Raw genomic sequence first — 17,568 nt, forward strand, 5'->3', positions numbered from 1 at the left:
AACTCTTGTTCAGCTTGGGATAGTTCCTCCCGACGTTATTTAAGTTTTTCCTGTGCCTGGACTAAAGCAGCTCCCCGCAATAACAGTCCCTTATCCCGGTTCATCTCCTGCCATTGACCCATATTTGCTCGCATTCTTTCTTGCCAAGCACGGAATTCTCGGTCTGTTTCCATCCATGCTTTCAGTTGACCCCAGTTACGAATTAAAGCCTCATGAACTACCTCCACGGTTTCTTGTTCAGCATTTTTAGCACTGGTGACAAGGGTGCGACTGGTAACCACTAACCGGGCATCTGCTAATTTTTTGACTAATTTCCAGTCTGTCTCCTTTAATTCAGCTTTGGTGGCTACTCGTCTAGTATTTTCGGTTCCTTCACCGGGACGTACTAACTGGATAAATATTCGCCTTACCCGTTCTTGTTCCTCTGGCTGAAGTTTACTAAATTCCCGATCAGCATAGCTGGTTAATGCACCAGAAACTTCACCGATTTCTTGATAAGCTTGGTGGGTTAATTGTTTGCTGGTGCGTTTTTTCCAAAGTTCAGTTAGGGCAAATTCCAACAGAGGTAAATTTCCAGGTTCTGTATCGACATCATCGAGAATGCGTTCTACCAGTCCGCTTTCAAAACTAACTCCTACTTTTTGGGCTGGCTTTTCAATTACCTCTCTAAGTTCCTCTGGATTCATGGAACGAATTTGAACATTAACTTTGCGCCAGACATTCGCTAAGGGAGGATAAGACAACACATTCCCTAAAAAATCTGCCCGCATGGTGGTTACTAACACCGTTGATGAGGAAGATTGTTCTGAACTAGATTGAAATGTGTTGGAGAGGGTATCGAGAAATAAACGACGGGTTTGCTCATCCCTACAAAGAGTATAGAGTTCTTCAAATTGATCAGCAATTAGTAAAATTATCTGGTTAGGATGATTCCGGTGAATTGTGGCAAAGACATCAGATAAAGGTAATTCATCCTCACTAAAAGATCTAGCCAATTTACGAGCTTGGATGATTTTGTCAGTAGAATCGAGGTCAGATCTGTATAGAGGAACTAGGGCTTGAGCTAGAGCCAGAAATGGGTCTTTTCCAGGACGAAAATGGGTAAATTGCCAATGTCCTGCTTTTACTAATTTCGGCACTAATCCCGCTAGAACTACGGAGGATTTACCACTACCTGATGCACCCAATACTGGAATAAAGTTACGGGTTTGAGTCCCTTGAAACAGTTCCTTTATAAAAACATCACGCCCAAAGAAATACTCAGCTTCATTGGGACTAAAGTGAAACAAGCCTTGATAAGGGCATGGCAGGTTGTCACTTGCTGTAGATTGCTCTAAGTCTTTGGGAGTAGTGCTGCTCTCTTTTTGGTAATGGTAATAATTGAAAATTTGGATTTGGTGAACCTGCTCCCCAGGCGAATTCGGCTAATGTTCAGGAGGATTATTGTAGTTGTTAAAGTTTACCGTATTAATACTACCACCTTGAAACACAGGAGCTTTATTATCCTTGTTGTAATTGACTTCACCACCAGATACCTTGTTGTAATTCACCTCACCCCCAGATACTTGCCAATTTTCCCCTTCTACTTGGTTCAAATTATGGATTTCTTTTGCTAATGCTTTAATCTCCTGAGCAAATTTATCATCTTCTGCCATCGCCTTTTGCAAAGAGTTAGATAAAACCTGTACATGAGGCTGTGAACCATCTTGAGCAGCTAGTAAAGCTTTTTCTGCCTTGGGATTACCACTTAACTTATCAATAATCTTCTGGCGCAGTAGATTCACAACTTTTTCTAGGGCTGCCTCAGTTGACTTTCTTACTGTAGCTATTGCAGCTTCATGACCGATAAAAGCTAGGGTGACAATAGCTAGAGGCGATAGAGGTTCCATATCTGATTAAATAGAAGTAGGGGATATTAACTATGAGCACAATGAATAGCTATAGTCTAACGTATTTTTAATCCGGATTAACTCTGATATAATAAAAAAATTTCCATGAATTGGCTTAGCTACGTTCGACTCAGTGATGGAACTGGGTGAGTATACCCTTTGGGATGCGATCGCATTTAGTACTCGATTCCATAGGACTTACGCAACGGGCACAATTAATGGTGGGTCTAGACCACGACGAGGGTCTAATAACTAAACTATAGACATAGTAATGTCGGGACGTTTTAGTTGGTTAATTAAGTAATTGGAAAAGAGCCCATGCTTAATTTTATCAATTGTTTGACCACTTTTATAAGCCAAATTTTTGAGTCTGAGCCAAACTAAAATAGCGCAAGCAATATGGTTTCTTTGAATAGGACCCTTACGACATTGGCATGATTCAATACCAGTCAATTGTTTTAATTCCCGGTGAAACTCCTCAACCTTCCATCGAACCTTACACTCTTTTTGTACAACGTCCGTATAATTTTGAGATAAATCCTTTGTAGGGATGCAGCTTCGGAACAGGGGAGGCAGTGCGGTCTTGGGGGTCTCCACGGGGCAAACAGCGGTGGGGAAGCAGGTTCCGCACGCAGACCCATGCGCCATGAGCAACTGCCGTGGTTTCCACGGGGCAAACAGCGGTGCGTCGCGGTGTTCCGCACACAGACCCATGCGCCATGAGCGACTGCATCAAGACAGAGATGGGAACTCCCGCACGACCTCCCAAACCTCGTGGAAAATCGACCGGATGGAAACCAGGAAAAAAAAGAAACAAAAGAACTCGTTATCCCGTGGTTAAAAAAGGCAAAAGTACCGACAAAAAATCTAAAAACAAGAATAATTAGACATAATTTTGCATTAATTTACTAACATCTCAGCTTCAAAAGGAGACTGAGTTATTTTATCATAGTCTAAACTCCAGTTACTAACATCTCAGCTTCAAAAGGAGACTGAGTTATTTTATCTCTAAACTCCAGTTAGAGTGCGATCGCGATCAACTAACCGGTCTACCAAGGCCAGGATTAATCGCAAGGAATTCCCCTCATATAGAGGTTGAGGTATGGATCCTCTTGCTCAAACAGATCATCATCCCAAAAGTATTCATCTTCTTCCGGGAACAAATGAAAGTGGAGTTCTCCCTTCCCATTTTCGTCTGCCCAGCAAAGGAATCCATCAACTGTTAAGCGGACGAATTCCTTCTGCTTACCTTGCTTGACGATGTAGTCTTTCCCTTCCTCCAGGTCAAGCTTCAGCAAATCTTTTCTGGCCTTAATTTCACTACGATACCCGAGAGCATAAAAGGCATTTTCAAGTAAGATAGGGAAAAGCTTTGTTCCTTGAAGTTTGGACTGGTTAACTACACAGGCTATAGACTTATCCACCTTTTTCTGTCTTCTTTGAGCTTTTCTTTCTTGCTTTCGTTGTTCTTTCTCTGCTGCTCGCTTCATCTGGTAACGAGTCCTGGAATTTTGCTTAGATTTTGTTGTCGGCATATTATTACTACTGTTTTCTTTTTTTTATCGTGATCGTATACCAATAACGGGGTGCGATCGCAGGGCAGTTTACAGTCTAGGTTCAGGCTTGTCTTGCAAGTTTACAATATCAATCCCGAAGCTGTCTAGCGTTTGGAGGGTCGGCAACAAGGCTTTATCTACACCCAACAAATGACCAGATTCAGCCCGCTTAAGGACATCCGTTACGGTCGATGTCCCCTATTACGGGGAGCACCTCCGATTCAGAACCGTGCATGAAACTTTCGTCTCACACGGCTCCTGGGTAAACTCGGTCTATGACCGGCCTTTCGGCTTGCTCCAATGTATCTGTTGGTGGCAGCTTTGATGAACTACTAGTAAGTTCTTATTAGACCAATTGTCGTGGTTTCCATCTATATGATGAAGATGTACAGATTCGTCTTCTAAGAACTTCAATCCACAGTATCCACAGGAATGGTTTTGCCTTTTCAATGCTTCGGAGGTAGTATCGGAATAAAGGAGGGAGTTCCTTTGGCTCCAGTAGACTAGGTCACCGTCATAGGGTGACTTTGTCCCCCTTACGTTCACGTGCTGATTTTGTTTGTATCCTACCTTTGGGAATGCCTTTTTGCATAGTTCGGAAGCTCTGTACCGACTTACTTTCTTTTCCTTTCGGAACTTTCGGTGGGCAGTGTGATTCATGAACCATAGTTTATCCCGTGCGCTGCTCATATCGCAGCTGCTGTGGTAGTTTCGCCATCCGCGTACGATAGGGGCTAGTTTCTTGGCTTTTACTTCGGCACCATAATTCGAGCAGTTGACTACGGTTTTAATCTTCTTACGGATGTTCCGGTGGTTTTCCTCTGAGGGAGTACACGAGAACTTTCCGTCTTTTCTGACGCGGAATTTCCACCCCAGGAGACGAAACCTTAGAAGAAAGAAGCCTTAATTAATAATTTTTAACCCTTTTTTGCATAGTCTGTCCCCTGTAAAGGCTTCTTTCTTCTTACGGTAACTTCATAGGAAGTCAAATCCGTCTGTCGTTTTAGTCAGCTTGGTCTTTTCTTCACTGATTTCCATTCCTCTTTCAGCCAAGAATTTATTGACTTTGTTGATAATTTTTTCAGCATTATCTTTTGGCTTTAGAATAAACACCATATCGTCTGCGTATCGCAAACTTGTGTGTATATCTTCTATTCCGTTTAGTGCCACATTAGCTAGTAAGGGACTTACCACACCGCCCTGGGGTGTACCCTGGTCTGGAAATTCTACGGATACTCCTGCTTTAAGGCATCTGAATATTCCGTTTTTGATTTTTACTGGTGCTATTAGTCTTTCCATTATGGAGTTGTGGTTGATTCGGTCGAAGCATTTTTTGATGTCTAACTCTATGATTCGTTTGTTGATACCATTGGAGTTCGATTTCAGATGTATCTGTAACCTTTTTTGGACATCTTGGGCGCACCTACCCGTTCTGAATCCGTAGCTGTCTCCACTGAACGTTGCTTCATGAGCTGGTTCGAGGGCTAGCTTCATTAGACATTGCCATGCTCGGTCGGCTATGGTTGGTATCTTTAACACTCTTACTTTCCCGTTCTTTTTAGGGATTGGGATTTCACGAAGTCGGCTATGTTTCCAGTCAGAAGCATGGTCGCTCAATGTCTCCACCAGTTCGATCCGTTCTCTGTAGTTGAGGCTTGACTTTCCGTCAACTCCAGCCGTTTTCTTCCCTTTATTTAGCTGTGTCACTTGTCGGACTGCCAAAAGCTGTGCTGAGCGGGATTTCAGTATCAGTTTTTGTAATGACCTGGCTTTCTTCAAGTCACCAGCTATAACCGCTTTGTACACGCGCTTTTGTAGGCGGAATAAGTTTTGGCGGAGTTTCTTCCACTGTTGCTTTTTCCAAAGTTCGCTATGTTTTACCATGCGTCTAACTGTGCTCTCCTAGAACTCGTGTATTCTGAATACCCGCAGCCAGTTTTTCGGCTGCATCCTACCCGGCAGTGAGGATTAGGTTTGACATAACTTACCGTAGATTCGACCGGTCTACAGACTCATTATTGCTGCCGTTTTTACTTGTTCCATCCATCGGATTGTTATGATGATTTAGGGCAGTCCAGTTTGCCTATTCCCTTCTCGGAGATTACAACTGTCCCTAATAGAACGTTGTGAGAATAATCGGGAATCAAGTCTCGCATTTACTAGTCAGATTGCGGCTTAGCTTTTAGACACTTTTTCAGGACTTTTGCTACTGTTACCCATGTCATCTCCCCGTTAGCGGCAGTGGTTACGGTCGATGCCCGGTATTATCCGGGGCAATTAAACTAAGTCAGTGAGTCACCCCACTGACTCGTCTTCAAAACCGTACGTGACACTTTCGCATCATACGGCTCCTCATCATAGGAACCATTGTCGCTGGTACCTCTAAAACGGGTTTTCATCTAACTCTAAGGCGTTGACTTTTTTCCCGTGTTTGGCATCGTGGCAGGTTAGGTGTAGTAATTCCAGATTTTCATCGAAGTTATTTCCACCCAGTGCGCGTGGTAGTATGTGATGCATTTCCATTGAATCCCCAGGTCTGAAGGTAAGACCACAATGAGCGCATTTCCCTTTTTGCTTTCTCAAAAGCCTTCCCGATTGAGCTGGCATTTCAGGATGTTCTCTCATTCTGGTGCTCCAATAGATTAGGTCTCCATCGTAGGGACTTCTGGTATCTTGGATTTTTTTATGCCTTATTATTTCAGTTTTGGCATGTTTTGGGAGGTAATTATCCTCATCTGCCATGAATATCCAATTATCCTCTCCGATGGTTCCCCAATATTTCTTGTTTACCCAGGTTTTGGTTTTCTTTGGGTGTCTTCTATATCCCCATCTTTGGAGTTTGTTCCAGAGCATGTAACCTAAATCTTGGAAGGTTTCTTTGCTACAGACTCCTCTGTAGTAGTTGCACCATCCGCGTATAATAGGTTTGAGGTGTTTGATTAAAGCCTCTTGAGGAGCGGCTTTATGTCTGTCGATGACTTTTGAAAGCCGCTCGAAATGTTCTAGAATTGCATCCTTAGATGGTTTGATGATGGTTTTAAAGCCTTGTTTAGAGTGGTTTTTACCTACTTTGTACTGACGGATATTAAATCCAAGGAATTCAAATCCGTTAAAGGTATAGGTCATTTGGGTTTTGCTAGGCTTTAATTCCAGACCCATGTCATGTAGCCAATTATTGATGACTTCAAGGCATTCTTCTACCACTTTTTGGTCTTGGTGTAGGATGACAAAATCGTCGGCATATCTGATTAGAGCTAGTCCCTTTTTATAGTGGGTTTTCTTGCCTTTTACAGAATTTGCGTAATCCCATATGGCCTGTTCCATTCCGTGGAGGGCTATATTCGCTAAAAGTGGAGAGATAACTCCACCCTGAGGGGTGCCCTCATCTGTAGGTGAGAATGTCCCACTATCCATCACACCGGCTTTTAGCCAGGACTTTATTAAGCGTCTCATGGATGGATAGGTATTCAGTTTAGTTAGAAGTGCATTGTGATTGATTTTATCGAAGCATTTGGCTATGTCAGCATCAAGTACCCATTTAGGCTTTTGTTTGATGCTATTGAATATTGCTTCGATGGCATCATGACATGAACGTCCTGGTCTGAACCCATAGGAGTTGGGTTCAAATTTTGCTTCCCATTCAGGTTCTAATGCCTGTTTGGCAAGTGCCTGGAGAGCGCGGTCATACATGGTTGGGATACCCAATGGTCGCTTTTCCTTCCGTCCAGGTTTAGGAATCCATACCCTTCTGGTTGGTTGGGCTTTCTTAGAAACTTTTAGGTTGGAGACTAAAGTAAGCCGTTGTTTTGGTGTTAATGATTTGACCCCATCTACTCCAGCAGTCTTCTTCCCTTTGTTCTCCTGGGTTACCCGTCTGACCGCAATCATCTTGGCCGACCAGGACTTTATCAGAGTCTTTTGCAACTTTCTTACCACGCGGACATCACCACGGTTCGAGGCTTGATATATTCGTTTTTGCAACTTAAAGACAGTCTTTTCTAGCTTCCGCCAGTTGACTTTCTTCCATTCCGACTGTGGGGCGAACCCCCGAGTTTTAGACATTTTCATTGCTACTTACAACTAGATCTTTTCCTATAACGTGAGTCCGTCAGCATATCCTGGGCATTACCCTAGGCTTTGGCAAATGAGCTCAATCTTGCCCTCATATGACATGCGGCTAACTACCTACTCAGTAATCGACCTTACTGAGAGTACATATGAGAGTTATTTCGTTCCTGATAACCATTCTTTGAACTTTTAGGGTGGTACTTTTCACCGGGAACTGTTTGGGAAATCCATTACAAAGGGGAGGAACTTTGTAATCCTAATTCCGTTGAGTTTTTCTCCGTAGCGTGTCAAACCTTTTTTCGCTACATTTCTGTGACGATGATTCAAACGTACCTTTCTCTCGTACCCATGAGTTCTTTGCCTATTGTTGACACCGGTCAGGTTAAGGGTGTTCCAATATTCGACCCTTGCATTAACCCATAGGTTTGTTAGTTCCTATGAATCAGGGTAGGGCTGTCACTCGGATTTCATGAGGGATGGTTTTTCACCACCATGGTTATCAAGTTGTCAGGGTTCATTGAACCAAGCAGCTAATCCCCCAAAACCCTTGTAGGGTAAAGGTTTCTAGCTAACGAATCGCACCCTCCGCTTCAGAACCGTGCATGAAACTTTCGCCTCACACGGCTCCTGGGTAAACTCGGTCTATGACCGGCCTTTCGGCTTGCTCCAATGTATCTGTTGATGGCAGCTCTGATGAACTGCTAGAAGGTTCTTTTCCGACCAATTGTCGTGGTTTCCATCTACATGATGAAGGTGTACAGATTCGCCTTCCAAGAACTTCAATCTACAGTGTCCACAGGAATGGTTTTGCTTTTTCAATGCTTCAGATGTAGCATCGGAGTAAAGGCGTGAATTCCTTTGGCTCCAGTAGACTAGGTCACCGTCGTAAGGTGACTTAGTCCCCTTTACGTTTACGTGTTGATTTTGTTTATATCCTACCTTTGGGAATGCCTTTTTACATAGTTCAGAAGCTCTATACCGACTTACTTTCTTTTCCTTTCGGAACTTTCGGTGGGCGGTGTGGTTCATGAACCATAGTTTATCCCTGGAACTGCTCATGTCGCAGCTGCTGTGGTAGTTACGCCATCCGCGAACGATAGGGGCTAGTTTCTTAGCTTTTACTTCAGCACCATAATTCGAGTGGTTGACTACGGTTTTAATCTTCTTACGTATATTCCTATGATTTTCCTCTGAGGGAATGCATGATAATTTTTCGTCTTTTCTGACGCGGAATCTCCACCCCAGGAAGTCAAACCCGTCTGTCGTTTTAGTTAGCTTGGTCTTTTCTTCACTGATTTCCATTCCTCTTTCTGCCAAGAATGCCTTGACTTTATTAAGAATTTTATCAGCATCGTCTTTTGGTTTTAGGATAAACACCATGTCGTCTGCATATCGTAGACTTGGGTGAATGTTTTCTATTCCGTTTAATGCCACATTTGCAAGTAAAGGACTCACCACTCCCCCTTGAGGGGTGCCCTGGTCAGGAAACTGAACGGATACCCCTGCTTTTAAGCATCTGTATATCCCCGTTTTAATTTTTGCTGGTGCTATAAGCCTTTCCATTATGGAGCTGTGGTTGATTCGGTCGAAGCATTTCTTAATGTCTAGTTCTATGACGCGCTTGTTAATTCCATTGTGCTTTGATGCCAAATGCAAGAACAGGCGTTTTTGGACGTCTTGGGCGCACCTGCCCGTTCTGAACCCGTAACTATCTCCGCTGAACGTGGCCTCATGGGCTGGTTCAAGGGCTAGCTTTATTAGACATTGCCATGCTCGGTCGGCTATGGTAGGTATCTTTAACATTCTTACTTTCCCGTTCTTTTTAGGGATTGGGATTTCACGAAGTCGGCTATGCTTCCAGTCATGGGCGTAGTCGTTCAATGTTTCTACCAGTTCCATCCGTTCTCTGTAGTTGAGGCTTGACTTTCCGTCAACTCCAGCCGTTTTCTTGCCCTTATTGAGCTGTGTCACTTGTCGGACTGCCAAAAGTTGTGCTGAACGGGATTTCAGTATCAGTTTCTGTAATGACCGTGCTTTCTTTAAGTCCCCAGCTCGAACCGCTTTATATACTCGTTTTTGTAGGCGGAAAAGATTCTGGCGGAGTTTCTTCCACTGTTGGCTTTTCCAAAGTTCACTATGTTTTACCATGTGTCTAACTGTGCTCTCCATTAACTCGCATACTCTGAATACCCGCAGCCAGTTATTCGGCTGCATCCTACCCGGCAGTGAGGATTAAGTTTGACATAACTTACCAAGGGTTCGACCTTTCCTTGGACTCATTAATGCTGCCGTTTTTACTCGTATTAAACTAAGCCGGTGAGTCGCCTCACCGACTCGTCTTCAGAACCGTACGTGATACTTTCACATCATACGGCTCCTCATTATAGGAACCATTGTCATTGGTACCTCTAGAATGGATTGTCATCTAACTCGGATAAGTTAATTTTTTTTCCATGTTTGGCATCGTGGCAGTGAAGATGTAGTAGTTCAAGATTTTCATCATTGTCCTTTCCACCTAGTGCCCGTGGTTTTATGTGATGCTTTTCCGTTAAATCTCCATCCCTGAAGGTGAGACCACAATGAGCACATTTCCCTTCTTGCCGTTTCAAAAGTTTCCCAATTGAGCTGGTCATCTCAGGATGTTTCTGCATTCTGGTGCTCCAATAGATTAAGTCTCCATCGTAGGGGCTTCTGGTGTCCTGTACTTTTTTGTGCCTTACTATTTTTGTATTGGCATGTTTTGGGAGATAGCTTTCTCCTTTTTTGAACGTCCAGTTATCCTTTCCAACGGTTCCCCAATATTTCTTGTTCACCCAAGTTTTTGATTTCTTCGGATGTCTCCTGTATCCCCATCTTTGGAGTTTATTCCATAACAGATTCCCTAATTTGCTGAAGGTTTCTTTACTACAGACTGTTTTGTAGTAAAGAAACCATCCGCGTATAATGGGTTTAAGTTGGCGTATTAACGCTTCCTGTGGGGCAGCTTTATATCGATTTATGACATTTGAAAGCTGCCCATAATGTTTTTGGATACTTTCCTTGGATGGTTTGATAATGGTTTTAAAACCTTGTTTCGAATGGTGTTTACCTACTTCATATTGACGTATATTGAATCCAAGAAAGTTGAATCCTTCAAAAGTGTGGGTAATCTTAGTTTTACTTGGTTTTAATTCCAGACCCATGTCTTGCAGCCACTTGTTGATTACTTCAAGACATTCTTCTACCACTTTATGGTCTTGGTGTAGGATTACAAAGTCATCGGCATATCTGATTAATGTCAATCCTCTTTTGTAATGTCCTTTCTTCTTCCATACGGAATTAGCGAAGTTCCATATGGCCGATTCCATGCCGTGGAGAGCAATATTTGCCAGTAATGGAGAGATGACTCCACCCTGGGGAGTGCCCTCATCTGTAGATGAGAATGTTCCGTTATCCATCACACCGGCTTTTAGCCAGGACTTAATTAAACGTCTCATGGATGGATAAGTATTTAGTTTTTTTAGAAGTGCATCATGATTGATTTTGTCGAAACATTTGGCTATATCAGCATCTAAAACCCATTTAGGTTTTTTACAGATGGCTGTAAATATTGCTCCGATGGCGTCATGACATGAGCGTCCTGGTCTGAACCCATATGTATTTGGTTCAAATTTTGCTTCCCATTCTGGTTCTAAGGCCATTTTGGCAAGTGCCTGTAATGCACGGTCGTACATCGTTGGGATTCCCAGTGGTCTTTTTTCCTCCCTACCTGGCTTTGGTATCCACACTCTGCGTGTGGGTTGGGCTTTTCGATAGACCTCAAGGCTGGCTACTAAGGCGAGGCGTTTTTTCCCTGTCAGGGCTTTGACCCCGTCTATTCCGGCAGTCTTTTTGCCTTTGTTTTCCTGGGTGACCCGGCGAACCGCAATCATTTTGGCAGTCCAGGACTTGATCAGGAGTCTTTGTAGCTTTCTTACCACGCGGACGTTACCACGTTGTGAGGCTTGATATATTCGTTTTTGCAACTTAAACAAGATTTGTTCTAGCTTTCGCCAGTTAACCTTGTTCCATTCCGACTGTGGGGCGAACCCCCGAGTTTTGGACATATCAATTGTTACTTACAACCATATCTTTTCCGATAACGTGTGTCTGTCAGCGTATCCTAGGCATTACCCTAGGCATTAGCTTCTGACCCAATCTTGCCCTCGTATGACTTGCGGCTAGCTACCTACTCAGTAATCGACCTTACTGAGAGTACATATAAGGGTTACTTCGTTCCTGATAACCATTCTTTGAACTTTTAGGGTGGCACTATTCATCGGGAGAGAGGGAAATCTTTATAAGGGACGGAAACCTTATAACCTATGTTCTCCGTTGACTTTTTGTCCGTAGCGTCGTTCAACCTTTTTATTTCGCTACATTCTAATAACGATGATTCAAACGTACCTTTCTCTCGTACCCATGAGTTCTTTACCTAGACTAAACACCGTTCAGGTTAAAGGGTGTTTTGTCCGTTTGACCCTCTGCGAATTTAATTTATAGGTTTGCTAATTCTATAAATCAGGGTAAGGTTGTCACACGGATTTCACGAGGGATGGATTTCCACCATCATGGTTATCAAGTTGTCATGGTTTTCTAAACCAAGCAGCTAATCCTCCCAAAGCCTTGTTGGCCAAGGTTTATAGCTAACGAATCGCACTCCATCTGTTAGATTGTTTTGGTGATTTAGGGCAGTCCACTTTGCCTATCCTCTTCTCAGAGATTACAACTATCGCGTGAAGAACGTTGTGAGAATGAGAGGATGAAGTCTCGTATGTACTGGTCAAATTACGGCTTTCAGATAAGACACTTTTTCAGGACTTTTGCTACTGTTACCCATGTCACCTCCCCGTTAGCGGCAGTGTGGTACATTTGATTTACCTCTGATTCCGCCCTGTTGCCAGCGTCACTCTGCTAGGATGTCGCCTGCTCGGTGTGGCCAGGTAGGGAGTCACTTGTCTCTTCAAGGGGTGGATTTTCACCACCATCCGACAGATAGTTAGAAATTCGGGATGTTTCCCGCGATTCCCCCTAGTTATACCCCTCCTGTTTCAGGAGGTTCCTCCTAGGAACGAGCCGCACTCACGCATCTGAATCGTGTCTGATTCCGCCCTGGTGCCAGCTTCACTCTACTAGGATGTCGCCTGCTCGGTGTGGCCAAGATAGGGAGTCACTTATCTCTTAAAGGGGTGGATTTTCACCACCATCCGTTGGACAGTTATAACTTTTGGGGTTGTCCCCGCGAGTTACCTAAGTCATACCCCTCTAGTTTCTAGAGGCTCCTACTTAGAACAAGCCGCACAAAAGGAAAGCTTCTATTATAGGACTTACGCAACGGGCACAATTAATGGTGGGTCTAGACCACGACGAGGGTCTAATAACTAAACTATAGACATAGTAATGTCGGGACGTTTTAGTTGGTTAATTAAGTAATTGGAAAAGAGCCCATGCTTAATTTTATCAATTGTTTGACCACTTTTATAAGCCAAATTTTTGAGTCTGAGCCAAACTAAAATAGCGCAAGCAATATGGTTTCTTTGAATAGGACCCTTACGACATTGGCATGATTCAATACCAGTCAATTGTTTTAATTCCCGGTGAAACTCCTCAACCTTCCATCGAACCTTACACTCTTTTTGTACAACGTCCGTATAATTTTGAGATAAATCCTTTGTAGGGATGCAGCTTCGGAACAGGGGAGGCAGTGCGGTCTTGGGGGTCTCCACGGGGCAAACAGCGGTGGGGAAGCAGGTTCCGCACGCAGACCCATGCGCCATGAGCAACTGCCGTGGTTTCCACGGGGCAAACAGCGGTGCGTCGCGGTGTTCCGCACACAGCCCCTCCCCATGAGCGACTGCATCAAGACATGGAAAAAACGACTTTACGACCATTAATTACTATTACTAATCTGAACAAGGGCTGATCACAGACTTGACTGAAGCCTAGTACTAATGTACTAAGCTTCAGTGCGTACGCACTGTGCCAGTTGCGTAAGTCCTGTTCCAGTTTCTGCACCAGCGAAAGTCACACAACAACCCAAAGCACAGGATACCAGTGGTAGACTGCAAAAAGATCACAAGTGCAGTTTGACCCGGTGGGTGGAACGGGCATCTTGCCCGTTACAATCGGACGGGCTATCCCAACACTGGCTACGAGGCGCAAAATTAGGGCTCGCCCGTCCCTAACGCACCCTACGCACTACATTCTAAATTCTACATTCTAAATTCTTAATTCTGCATTCTGACAAATAACCTTCAAACCTTCCAATCCCATTGGTTAAACAACGACTCGACAAATTATTAGTAGACCTTAACCTGTGTGAATCCCGACAGCGAGCTCAGGTGCTGATTCGTGCCGGTGAAGTAATGGTAGATGGACAAGTATTAGATAAGCCAGGAACTGAAATTAACACCACCGCTCAGATTCAGGTCAAAGAGAAACCCCCTTATGTATCCAGAGGAGGGCAAAAACTTGCCAAAGCCTTGGACGTATTTGGAATTTCAGTAAACGGACGCATTTGCCTAGATGGTGGCATTTCCAGCGGTGGCTTCACCGACTGCTTGCTAAAAGCTGGAGCAAAACAGGTTTATGGTGTTGATGTCGGATATGGACAAGTTGCCTGGAGTCTGCGCAATGACCAGCGGGTGGTCTTGAAAGAACGTACCAACTTACGCTATCTTCAGCCAGCGGACTTGTACGGTGTTTCACCAATCCCGAATCAGAGTCAAGTCTATGCTGATTTAGGCGTAGTCGATGTTTCCTTTATTTCCTTAACCAAAATTATTCCTGCTCTGTGGCAACTGCTATCCCCTCCCCGTGAGGTAGTGTTGCTAGTCAAGCCTCAGTTTGAAGTTGGTCGTGACCGTGTCGGGAAAAAGGGAGTAGTCAGAGACCCCCATCACCAGGCGGATGCGATCGCAAACGTTCTAGAATCCGCCAAACAGCTAGGTTGGCAGTACAAAGGATTAATCTCCTCTCCCATTACTGGCCCCGCCGGGAATATCGAGTACTTACTTTGGCTAGCCATGGATAGCGTATTACCCTACCCCGATTTAGCCGCAATTAGAGAGATTACCATCAACAGGGAATAGGGAGTCGGGAGTCGGGAGTCGGGTGTAGGGTGTAGGGTGTAGGGTGTAGGGAATCGGGATTTGCTACTCCTTAATCACTGCTACAGGATTCCTAAAACCCAGGAATAAATTATATCAAGTTCAGATAATCATTTATAAAAAAATATAGCTTTATTATAGTAGGTAATCTCCCTACTCATTCCCTGTTCCCTGTTCCCTGTTTCCTGTTCCCTGTTCCCTCCCTGTTTCCTGTTCCCTGCTCCCTTTTCCCATCAATACTATGTTCATAAATCAAAAATAAACCCTCGATAAACCCCCAAAATAATCATTTTTTTTCATTGTAAAAAAATGTTTCAAATTTAAAATTACTCTTGACATTTTCCGAGATATTAGTAATAATAAAAATGTCCGATATTCCCCTAGCATTTCTGGACAAAGAGCCGCGCTTCTCAGTTGCACGCTACAAGCGCGGCTCTAGTCCCCAGTCACAAACTATGTGTGATTGGGTAAGTCAGCAGGGTTGCCCCCGCTTCGTCCCCTAAGCACCGTGCGAACAAGTCTCCAAGTACACGGCGCAACTAACTCCAAAAGAACTCATTTATCACTGCCTACTCTTTTCTTAGATTTGCGGGTTTGTACCTTTTGGCTTTTGTTCCGCTTCAAAGAGGGTTTTTTTATCCCGGCTTTCAGCATTTTCTGTATGTCGGGATTGAGGGCACCCAAGGCATGAATGGAATGGTGGCAATCTTCATGTAGATAGACTAGATTATCATACTTGTCTGTTCCACCTAGGTGTTTGGGTATAATGTGGTGTATATGTATGCCATTTGTACCCAATAATTGATTACAAACTGGGCAGGTGTAATTCTGCCGGTTTGCTATTTTGTCCTTTCCTGCCGATAGTCTCCCTTTCGCCGTCTTTTCCATTTGTTTGATTTTCCTCTGTTCCCAGTACCCAATTAGATTGGGGTCATCAGGGCTATTCATGTATTGGACTAAGGTATGGCGTTTGATGGGAGTCCATGCAAGTTTTTGTAAATACATTTTTGAGGACTTGTCTCCAAATACCCATTTGTCATCTCTACCTGGACAATATTTCCCGAAATGTTTTTCGAAAATCCAATCTGGAGATTTTTTGTATTTCCGTAATCCCCATCTCTTCAATTTCCAGAATATATGACTATCCAGGTAGCTGAAAGTTTCTTTAGCGACCACTCCGTCATGATAGTTTCCCCACCCCCTAATAACTGGGTTTAGTTTTTCTATCACTTGGGTAGGGGTTGCACTTTTCAATTTCCTGAATTCGTCCTTCAATTTATCTTTGAATTTTTGTATATTCCTTTTTGAAGGTTTGATTAGGGTCACCAATTCTGATTTGCGTGTGGTGGTTCTATATTTTCGGAAATTCCATCCGAGGAAGTCAAATCCTGCTGTGAGGTGTCTGATACTGGTTTTTTCATCTGATAGATTTAGTCCTATTTTGGTCAACCATTCTTGTAGGATTGCCTTAGCTTCATCTGCATCTTCTTTGTTCTCGGTTAATACCACAAAGTCATCAGCAAAGCGGACAAATGTTCTATTGGATATGTTAGTCCAGAATCCTCCGGATTTTCTTCTTTTGTCTTTGTCCCACCTGTATTTAATTCCCAGTTCTTCCTCCATGCCGTGTAGTGCGATATTGGCTAGTAATGGACTTATCGTCCCACCTTGTGGTGTTCCTGTCTCGGTTTTATAGAATACGTCTTTATCTATGTATCCCGATTTGAGCCACTGTTCCACTAGTTTTTTGGCTGGGAAGTTTCCAATTTTGTCCAGTAGGGGTTTGTGTGCAATATTGTCGAAGCATCCGGAGATGTCCGCGTCTAATACCCACCACTTTCGGTTATTTTCCCCTTTAATGTTGTCGAATATCCTTTGTCGTGCGTCATGGGTACTCCTGCCTGGTCTGAATCCATATGATGTTGGTTCAAATAAAGCTTCCCATGTTGGCTAAGCGTGCATTCTTGACGATGCCTTGTATGCATCTGTCAATCATGCCAGGTATTCCTAAGGGGCGTTTTTTACCGTTGGATTTGGGAATGTATACACGTTTGGTAGGAATTGGTGTCCAGGCTTTGTAATCTCTGAGAGCATCGACCAACTCTCCTCTGAGGTTGGGGTCTAATTTGGCTATTTTGTCAATCCCAGGGGTATTTTTACCTTTGTTGAGTTGCGCTGCCTGTCTTACGGAAATGAGTATGTTGGAATAACTACGTAGCATCAGGCGTTGTAGTTTATTCACCTTTTTCCAATTGCCTTCACGAGTCGCGAGGAATATTCTACGTCTGAGCTTCCTTACTGACCTGTAGGCTTTCTTCCAATTGATGGAGTGCCAGTGGGTAGTTTGTTCAGTTACGATACCGTTCCCTATTGGGTTCGATGCTATCTTTTCCATTACAATTAAGGTGTCAAATGTATTATGTCCCTTGCTCGGAATTAGTTCTGAAATTCAGCACTCTTTCAAGTTGAGGGATTTCCCTCTATCCAACCGGTTATACGTTTCCGTTTTCCCGTTGACTTTCGTCATGTTGGCTTTTGCTTGGTTCAGTCTTCTACCGGACTAAGAGTTATACCTCTTCTTACGATTTGGCTACCCTAACTATCGACCTAGGTTAGGGACTCAATCTCGGCTTACCCGGTTGCACACAAAGGAGATGCGAACTAATGGTTGCCGTCTCTACGCCGAGTCCAAGGAGTTCTAAGTTACCCATAACCTACTGAGTTAACTCTTGGAGCTAGTACCCCCATTACCGCTTTAGCAGGGATATCGATAGTTACGACGCTTCAAACAACGATTCCTTTCGTCAACCTATTCGTTCTTTCCCTAACGACCCATTATCACGCGGCATGTGCATCTGGTTACGCATTACCCTCTAGCTCAGCAGACGAAGCGATTCGGGAGTATTCTAGCTCAGAAGCCGGATATAT

At 43.7% G+C, this 17,568-nt stretch carries 15 protein-coding genes and 1 pseudogene; 3 read left to right on the plus strand and 13 right to left on the minus strand.

Features of this window, described 5'->3' with window-relative positions:
- Positions 1-35: 35 nt before the first annotated feature.
- Together F6J90_RS32000 and F6J90_RS32005 are read right to left on the minus strand one after the other, a co-directional pair.
- Positions 36-1,289: a hypothetical protein gene (locus tag F6J90_RS32000; RefSeq protein WP_293103154.1), complete on the minus strand. Its 1,254-nt coding sequence runs from the start codon at positions 1,287-1,289 to the stop codon at positions 36-38.
- A gap of 135 nt (positions 1,290-1,424) precedes the next feature.
- Entirely contained in the window at positions 1,425-1,889 is a 465-nt protein-coding gene (locus F6J90_RS32005) for a hypothetical protein (protein WP_293103157.1), read from the minus strand.
- 133 nt (positions 1,890-2,022) lie between these two features.
- On the opposite strand from F6J90_RS32005, the gene F6J90_RS32010 reads away from it, so the two are divergent.
- The gene (locus tag F6J90_RS32010; RefSeq protein WP_293103160.1) at positions 2,023-2,145 is read left to right on the plus strand and encodes a hypothetical protein; all 123 of its coding nucleotides are present in this window, start codon (positions 2,023-2,025) and stop codon (positions 2,143-2,145) included.
- 240 nt (positions 2,146-2,385) lie between these two features.
- On the opposite strand, the gene F6J90_RS32015 is transcribed toward F6J90_RS32010, so the two are convergent.
- The 8 genes from F6J90_RS32015 to F6J90_RS32050 all read right to left on the minus strand — a co-directional run bounded on the left by F6J90_RS32015 (position 2,386) and on the right by F6J90_RS32050 (position 13,366).
- Positions 2,386-2,706 carry a hypothetical protein gene (locus F6J90_RS32015; RefSeq protein WP_293103163.1) on the minus strand — a complete coding sequence of 107 codons (321 nt, stop codon included), beginning with the start codon at positions 2,704-2,706 and terminating at the stop codon, positions 2,386-2,388.
- A 247-nt stretch (positions 2,707-2,953) separates the two neighbouring features.
- Positions 2,954-3,424 carry a hypothetical protein gene (locus F6J90_RS32020; protein ID WP_293103166.1) on the minus strand — a complete coding sequence of 157 codons (471 nt, stop codon included), beginning with the start codon at positions 3,422-3,424 and terminating at the stop codon, positions 2,954-2,956.
- Between the two features lie 294 nt (positions 3,425-3,718).
- Positions 3,719-4,321, minus strand: coding sequence for a group II intron maturase-specific domain-containing protein (locus F6J90_RS32025; RefSeq protein ID WP_366513942.1), 603 nt, complete (start codon positions 4,319-4,321; stop codon positions 3,719-3,721).
- 99 nt (positions 4,322-4,420) lie between these two features.
- Positions 4,421-5,329 carry a reverse transcriptase domain-containing protein gene (locus F6J90_RS32030; RefSeq protein ID WP_366513930.1) on the minus strand — a complete coding sequence of 303 codons (909 nt, stop codon included), beginning with the start codon at positions 5,327-5,329 and terminating at the stop codon, positions 4,421-4,423.
- 498 nt (positions 5,330-5,827) lie between these two features.
- Positions 5,828-7,513: a group II intron reverse transcriptase/maturase gene (gene ltrA / locus F6J90_RS32035; protein ID WP_293097495.1), complete on the minus strand. Its 1,686-nt coding sequence runs from the start codon at positions 7,511-7,513 to the stop codon at positions 5,828-5,830.
- Between the two features lie 642 nt (positions 7,514-8,155).
- A complete protein-coding gene (locus F6J90_RS32040) occupies positions 8,156-9,661 on the minus strand; it encodes a reverse transcriptase domain-containing protein (protein ID WP_293103169.1) in 1,506 nt (501 codons plus the stop codon).
- Positions 9,662-9,921: 260 nt separating this feature from the next.
- Positions 9,922-11,598 (minus strand): group II intron reverse transcriptase/maturase, encoded by a 1,677-nt coding sequence (gene ltrA / locus F6J90_RS32045; protein WP_293103172.1) that lies wholly within the window; start codon positions 11,596-11,598, stop codon positions 9,922-9,924.
- 1,558 nt (positions 11,599-13,156) lie between these two features.
- Complete coding sequence (locus tag F6J90_RS32050; protein WP_293103174.1) at positions 13,157-13,366, minus strand: hypothetical protein; 210 nt, start codon at positions 13,364-13,366, stop codon at positions 13,157-13,159.
- Between the two features lie 131 nt (positions 13,367-13,497).
- Here F6J90_RS32050 and F6J90_RS32055 point away from each other — a divergent pair, with 131 nt between their 5' ends.
- Both F6J90_RS32055 and F6J90_RS32060 read left to right on the plus strand, forming a co-directional pair.
- Positions 13,498-13,716, plus strand: a complete 219-nt coding sequence (locus tag F6J90_RS32055) for a hypothetical protein (protein WP_293103177.1) — start codon at positions 13,498-13,500, stop codon at positions 13,714-13,716.
- Between the two features lie 87 nt (positions 13,717-13,803).
- A complete protein-coding gene (locus F6J90_RS32060; protein ID WP_293103180.1) occupies positions 13,804-14,622 on the plus strand; it encodes a TlyA family RNA methyltransferase in 819 nt (272 codons plus the stop codon).
- Positions 14,623-15,195: 573 nt separating this feature from the next.
- Here F6J90_RS32060 and F6J90_RS32065 read toward each other — a convergent pair.
- From F6J90_RS32065 to F6J90_RS32075, 3 genes and pseudogenes are all read right to left on the minus strand, one after another.
- On the minus strand, positions 15,196-15,645 hold the full coding sequence (locus tag F6J90_RS32065; protein WP_366513943.1) for an HNH endonuclease signature motif containing protein: 450 nt from the start codon (positions 15,643-15,645) through the stop codon (positions 15,196-15,198).
- A 123-nt stretch (positions 15,646-15,768) separates the two neighbouring features.
- Positions 15,769-16,521: pseudogene (locus F6J90_RS32070) on the minus strand (reverse transcriptase domain-containing protein); the annotation flags it as partial.
- A 46-nt stretch (positions 16,522-16,567) separates the two neighbouring features.
- Positions 16,568-17,035: a reverse transcriptase N-terminal domain-containing protein gene (locus F6J90_RS32075; RefSeq protein WP_293103183.1), complete on the minus strand. Its 468-nt coding sequence runs from the start codon at positions 17,033-17,035 to the stop codon at positions 16,568-16,570.
- Positions 17,036-17,568: the final 533 nt, after the last annotated feature.

Source organism: Moorena sp. SIOASIH (assembly GCF_010671925.1).
In the GTDB taxonomy this organism is placed as follows: domain Bacteria; phylum Cyanobacteriota; class Cyanobacteriia; order Cyanobacteriales; family Coleofasciculaceae; genus Moorena.

Bases quoted from the DNA above. Each gene is read 5' to 3' on its own strand.
- F6J90_RS32005 (WP_293103157.1), bottom strand. From the start codon at position 1,889: ATGGAACCTCTATCGCCTCTAGCTATTGTCACCCTAGCTTTTATCGGT.
- F6J90_RS32020 (WP_293103166.1), bottom strand. From the start codon at position 3,424: ATGCCGACAACAAAATCTAAGCAAAATTCCAGGACTCGTTACCAGATG.
- F6J90_RS32030 (WP_366513930.1), bottom strand. From the start codon at position 5,329: ATGGTAAAACATAGCGAACTTTGGAAAAAGCAACAGTGGAAGAAACTC.
- ltrA (WP_293097495.1), bottom strand. From the start codon at position 7,513: ATGAAAATGTCTAAAACTCGGGGGTTCGCCCCACAGTCGGAATGGAAG.
- F6J90_RS32040 (WP_293103169.1), bottom strand. From the start codon at position 9,661: ATGGTAAAACATAGTGAACTTTGGAAAAGCCAACAGTGGAAGAAACTC.
- ltrA (WP_293103172.1), bottom strand. From the start codon at position 11,598: ATGTCCAAAACTCGGGGGTTCGCCCCACAGTCGGAATGGAACAAGGTT.
- F6J90_RS32065 (WP_366513943.1), bottom strand. From the start codon at position 15,645: ATGTATTTACAAAAACTTGCATGGACTCCCATCAAACGCCATACCTTA.
- F6J90_RS32075 (WP_293103183.1), bottom strand. From the start codon at position 17,035: ATGGAAAAGATAGCATCGAACCCAATAGGGAACGGTATCGTAACTGAA.